At 45.4% G+C, this 5641-nt stretch carries 5 protein-coding genes; 2 read left to right on the top strand and 3 right to left on the bottom strand.

Going from position 1 to position 5641, the window contains the following annotated elements; translation table 11 throughout:
* Both QVP94_RS02250 and QVP94_RS02245 read left to right on the top strand, forming a co-directional pair.
* Window positions 1-296 (top strand): polysaccharide biosynthesis protein (locus tag QVP94_RS02250; protein WP_022191861.1); only part of this gene is annotated, 296 nt, incomplete at its 5' end.
* A 144-nt stretch (window positions 297-440) separates the two neighbouring features.
* Entirely contained in the window at window positions 441-3740 is a 3300-nt protein-coding gene (locus tag QVP94_RS02245) for an AsmA-like C-terminal region-containing protein (RefSeq protein ID WP_288213153.1), read from the top strand.
* Here the strand turns inward: QVP94_RS02245 and rfbB are convergent.
* The 3 genes from rfbB to QVP94_RS02230 all read right to left on the bottom strand — a co-directional run.
* Window positions 3732-4871, bottom strand: coding sequence for a dTDP-glucose 4,6-dehydratase (gene rfbB, locus QVP94_RS02240; protein ID WP_008773328.1), 1140 nt, complete (start codon window positions 4869-4871; stop codon window positions 3732-3734). The two genes, QVP94_RS02245 and rfbB, sit on opposite strands and share 9 nt — an antisense overlap.
* Window positions 4872-4884: 13 nt before the next feature.
* A complete protein-coding gene (gene rfbC / locus QVP94_RS02235) occupies window positions 4885-5442 on the bottom strand; it encodes a dTDP-4-dehydrorhamnose 3,5-epimerase (protein ID WP_005865007.1) in 558 nt (185 codons plus the stop codon).
* A gap of 15 nt (window positions 5443-5457) precedes the next feature.
* The coding region (locus QVP94_RS02230; protein ID WP_288213152.1) for a hypothetical protein at window positions 5458-5641 on the bottom strand (184 nt) is incomplete at its 5' end.

The following is a 5641-nucleotide window of genomic DNA, read 5'->3' as shown; positions in this document are numbered from 1 at the left end:
GTATGATCCGTCTGAGCGGGGTGAAGGGAATCGAGATCCGGTTCACGGGATTGCGAGACGGGGAGAAGTTGTATGAGGAGGTACTCAATGAGGAGGAAACCTCCAAGCCTACTTTTCATCCGAAGATCAAGATCGCCCAAGTCCGTGCGTATGACTATGCTGACGCCAATCTGCGGATTGATGCCTTGGTACATGCTTGTGCCGTGGAGGGGGATATGCAGATCGTGAAGCGGATGAAGGAGATTGTTCCTGAGTTCAAGAGCCAGCATTCTAAATACGAGGTTCTGGATAAATGAATTGTAGAAAAATAAATAAGATGTAAAAAGAAGGTCTCTCATTGCGGGGGGCCTTTTTTTATGAGATAAGCGTTGTCTTTGGGATAGTATTTCGTATTTTTGCTCATACAATTTAATTAGTGTTGTTTGTGATAAGATGAAGGAATGAGTATGGTACGAATAAGAAAGATATTGCTGGTTGTTGTGTCTGTGTTGGTCGGGATCTTTTTCATACTTCCCTTGATCGGGGTTGGTATACTGAAATGGGCGGTCTTACCTCCGGAGAAGCTGACACCGCTGGTCGTAGAAAAAACAAACGAATTCATAGAGGCGCACTTGGAATGTGAGCGGGTGGAGTTGACTTATTTTGAGACGTATCCTTATCTGGGAGTGAAGTTGACGAATGGGCGTTTGATCTCAAATCTGGCTGAGGATTCTATAGGCTATCAGGAGGATTTGATGATTCCTTCGGATTCCTTGTTGTCTTTCAAAAAAGCGATCGTCGTATTTAACCCTACGGATTATCTGTTTAGCGGGAAGGTGACGATTCCTCGGGTTATCATGGATAGTATCCGTTTTTATGGTTATGTGAATGAGGAGGGAAAGGCGAATTGGGAGATTTATCAAAGTGAGATGGATTCGGTAGATGAATCATCGTCATCTCCATTGCCTAAAATAGATTTGCAGCAAGTGCATATTACGAATGGGCACTTTGTCTATGATGACCGCCAGCAGGATTTATATACGGCGATCGATGGTTTCTTTTTACATATAGACGGCCTTTTGACCCAACGAGGAAATAAGTTGGATGTGGAGACCGGTTCTTCCTCGATCGTATTCCGTAGCCCGTCTTATTCTTTGGCGAATAAGTTAGCGTTACGCTTCAAGGGACGTTTGTTGTTGGCTGACGGACTTCGCCGGATTGGGTTGAGGGACGCGGAGTTGCTGGTGAATAACCTGCCTTTTACGGCGGATGGCTTTATGGTACCGGCTACCGAGGATAATCCGTCACGGATCGATATGACTTTCGGGTTGAAGGTTTCCGATATGAATGATCTCTTACATTTTATTCCGGATGAATATTTTAAGGATCGGGATAAAACACTTGCTGAGGGACGTATTATTTTGGAAGGGGATATCCGTGGAGAATTAGGGGATAGTATTGTTCCGACCGTGAACTTATGCTGCAAGATAGAGGATGGTTCTTATCATGTAAAAGGTATTGAACAGGGGATCGATACATTGCGCATGGACGTGGATTTACATTTGAATGGCGCTTACCCGGATTCTTCTTATGTCTCTTTGGAGGAGTTGACATTGATCGGGTTGAATACCTCGTTGACCATGAGTGGCGAGGTTAGGGATATCTGGAGGAATCCCGCGATTCGGGCGGAGATGAAAGGGCAGGTCGATTTTACCCGTTTGGCTAAAGAGTTCTTGAATCCCGACACACTGCTGCTGGAGGGTACCATGATGGCTGATTTATCTACGGTGTTTAAGGTGGATGATATCGTGAATAGCCGCTTCGCCAAGGTCAAATCATCCGGCAATTTGACGGTTGATCGCTTCAAGGCGTTTAGTAAGCCGTTAGGCGTGGATATGTATATCGCTGGGGCGAATCTGTTTGTAGGATCTACGGAAAATGAAAGTAAATATCTGAATGCGAAAGGATTGTTGAGCGCTAATCTATCGGTGGATACCTTGAATATAAAGTATAAGGATGAGATCAGTACGAATATCGGTGGATTGAAGATGGTAGCCAATACGACGCCGGTTATTGATACAACGGCTGTTATCCCTATGACCGCAGGGTTGGAATTTGATCATTTACGCACCAAGTTGCCGGATTCTACCTGGATGGTGGCCGGTAAGACCGTGTTGAAAGGGGGCATCAAGGCTTCTTCTACAGATAAGCGGATCCCTATGGCGGGAGCTACGATCTCGGTGGACACCTTAAAATATATTCTTATCCCTTTACGGACGGGTATGGTTCTGACGGAAAGCCAGTTCTCTTTGGAAGCATTACCTTATCGGCAAGCGATTCGTCAACAACGTGAACGCCGTATTGCCGCCGGTGATACCTTGCGCAGGCGCACGCAGACCACCCGAAGGGCGAATAGACAGCGGTCGCAAGTGGATTCGGTCGCTTCCTCAAACAGTGTCTTACGCCAATGGGAGGCTCGGGGACAAGTGAGGTTTAAGCAATTGAGGGGCTTTAGCCGCTTATTCCCCATTCCGATGTATATTGATGAGACAAGCGTGAAATTCAATACTAACAATATGACGTTGAGTGGTGCCCGCCTGCATTTAGGAAAGAGCGATTTTACTTTGAGCGGAGAGCTTAGCGACATCCGGCGGGCCATGCTACGGGGAGGAAAGCTGAAAGCGAATTTCGAGTTGGAATCCGATCTGATCGATTGTAACCAGTTGATGCTAGCTATAGGTAAAGGTTTGCAGTTTTCTGATCAATTGGCATCCAATTCGGTTGGGGTCTTCTCGGAAGACAGTATCTCCGTACTGGAGACGGATCATCTATTAGCGAATACCGTGGATAGTGTCGCTACGGATTCGATCTCTCAACTATTTGTCGTTCCGAAATTCTTGGATCTGACGCTTCATACAAATGCTAAAAAAATAGATTTTAAGGATCTGAAGTTGGAGGATGTGAAAGGTGAGGTTGTAATCCGGGATCAAAGTATCAATCTGAGCGATTTATGTATGAGCTCGAATATCGGTTCCGGAGATCTGACGATGGTTTATACGACCAAAACAGATCAAGAGGCGACTATGGGATTTGAGTTGTCCTTAAATGATATTTTAGTGGAACGGTTAATCAGTTTATTCCCGGATATCGACACATTGGTCCCTATGCTTCGTTCGTTCGAAGGCATGGTAGATTGCCAGATGACGGCGACTTGCAAGGCGGATTCTACGATGTCCGTGTTGCTGCCGTCTGTAAATGCCTCTTGCTACCTGAGCGGAAAGAATATGGTGCTGCTGGATGGTGAGACATATACCGAGATATCGAAGACGTTGATGTTCAAGAATAAAAAACGGAATATGATCGATAGTATAGCGGTAGATTTAGCGATCCATGATAACAAGATCGAGGTATTCCCATTCTTGGTGGAGATGGACCGGTATAAAGTAGCCGTAGGAGGAACGCATAATTTGGATATGACGTTCGATTACCATCTCTCGGTTTTAAAATCGCCGGTGCCGTTTAAGCTGGGTATCGATATAAAAGGGAATCTGGATGATTTCAAGTTCAAGATAGTGAAATGTAAATATAAAGATTTCTTGAAACCTGCCAAGCAAGCGGAACTGGATAGTACCCGCAGGAATGTGCGTGAGGAGATACGCGAGACGATCCGGAAACAAATAAGAGAGGCCGCTCCCGAATTAGGAAACAGCCTCTCTGAGATTCATCCACATACACACGGTCACGTTGAGGAATCAACGTGATCCATACATTTGCTCGTAATATTTCATGTAATCTCCACCGGTGATATCCTCTACCCATTTTTGGTTCTCAAGATACCAACGGATGGTTTTTACGATACCGACCTCGAAGCAGGTCTCTGGTGTCCAGCCTAATTCGTTGGTGATCTTCGTCGGGTCGATGGCGTATCGTTGATCATGGCCCAGACGGTCTTTCACGAATGTAATCAAGCTGTCGTTGATCCAGTCGATAGAGATTTGTCCATCGGCACCGATCTCTTTTTTCTTTAATACTTGGCGATATTCCGGTTGTTCGGTCATTAGTTGATGGATCGTCCGGATCGTGAGTTTCACGATCTCGATGTTCTGCTTCTCGTTATGACCGCCTACGTTGTAAACCTCTCCCACACGTCCGTGGTGGATGACGGTGTCGATCGCCTTGCAATGATCCTCTACATATAACCAGTCGCGTACGTTTGTGCCGTCACCATATACAGGTAGGGATTTACCTTCCAATATGTTCTTTATGATTAAGGGAATCAATTTTTCCGGGAAATGGTAAGGTCCGTAGTTGTTGGAACAACGGGTAATAGATACCGGCATCTTATACGTCTCGTGGTAAGCCTTTACGAATAAGTCCGCGCTTGTCTTGGAGGCGCTGTACGGGCTCCGGGGATCTAAAGGCGTGGTCTCGTGGAAATAACCTTCGGCACCAAGGCTTCCATAGACCTCATCGGTAGAGACTTGATGGAAACGTACACCTTCACGCCATACCGGATAACCTGTCTCGGCCTTACCGGTAACCCATGCTTTTCGTGCGGCGTCCAATAGGTTCTGTGTACCAAGGATATTGGTTTGCAGGAATAGCTGGGGATTTTCGATGCTTCGGTCTACATGACTTTCAGCGGCGAAGTTCACGACATAATCGAAGTTGTATTTCTCGAATAGCTGGTCGGCCAAGGCACGGTCGCAAATATCGCCTTTCACGAACTCGCAACGTACTCCATCGATATCCTCGGCGATGGTGCCCAAATTACCTGCGTAAGTCAGCAAGTCTAGGACAACGATCTTGATATCGTCATATTTCGCCAGCATATGTTTGATAAAATTGGCACCGATAAAACCGGCGGCACCGGTAACTAGGTAAGTTTTCATATCTGTACAGTGTTTAGTATTTGAAATTAAGCTCAGCGTCTTTCAGCAATGGAGCCTTGGTGTCTTTCTCGGATAGGTTGATCGATTCCGGATCTGTGATGCTCCAATCTACATGGACCGTGGGATCGTCATAGCGGATTCCCCGTTCATGCGTTGGAGTATATGGATTATCTACTTTATAGGTAAAGATAGCCTCGTCACTTAATACATGGAATCCGTGGGCGAATCCCTGTGGAATAAATAACTGGCGTTTATTCTCGTCCGATAACTCTACAGCTACATATTTGCCGAATGTGGGCGAGCCTTCACGTACGTCTACGGCTACATCCAATACCCGTCCTTTGATCACCCTGACTAATTTAGATTGAGAATAGGGCGCTAGCTGATAGTGTAATCCTCGTAATACGCCTTTAGAGGAGCAAGATTCGTTGTCTTGCACGAACTGGATTTTTCCGATATGCTCCTCGAATTCCGCTTGCTTAAAAGCTTCCATAAAGTATCCGCGCGCATCTTTCAATACCTTTGGCTCAATGATCCATACGCCCGGTATTACAGTTTCTGTATAAGTCATTTTTTCGTTATTTATCTATTTGATAGGCAAAGGTAAGCTCATTTTCTCTACTTCTATAATATTCGGAGGGAAAAATAAAAAAGAAAGGAAAAGTTTGGTAATTCCAATATTATTCTCTTTCTTTGCACTCGCAAAACAAAAGTAGTTGTTTTGTGTTGAAGTTATGGTTCCTTGGATGAGTGGCTTAGTCAGCGGTCTG

Source organism: Parabacteroides sp. CAG:2 (genome assembly GCF_000436315.1).
GTDB lineage: Bacteria > Bacteroidota > Bacteroidia > Bacteroidales > Tannerellaceae > Parabacteroides > Parabacteroides distasonis.
The sequence above is the reverse complement of the archived record's forward strand: the minus strand, read 5'-3'. Positions and strand labels throughout refer to the sequence as shown.

What these genes read in the sequence shown, in the direction of transcription:
- QVP94_RS02245 (WP_288213153.1), top strand. Translation starts at nt 441, where the DNA reads ATGAGTATGGTACGAATAAGAAAGATATTGCTGGTTGTTGTGTCTGTG.
- rfbB (WP_008773328.1), bottom strand. Translation starts at nt 4,871, where the DNA reads ATGAAAACTTACCTAGTTACCGGTGCCGCCGGTTTTATCGGTGCCAAT.
- rfbC (WP_005865007.1), bottom strand. Translation starts at nt 5,442, where the DNA reads ATGACTTATACAGAAACTGTAATACCGGGCGTATGGATCATTGAGCCA.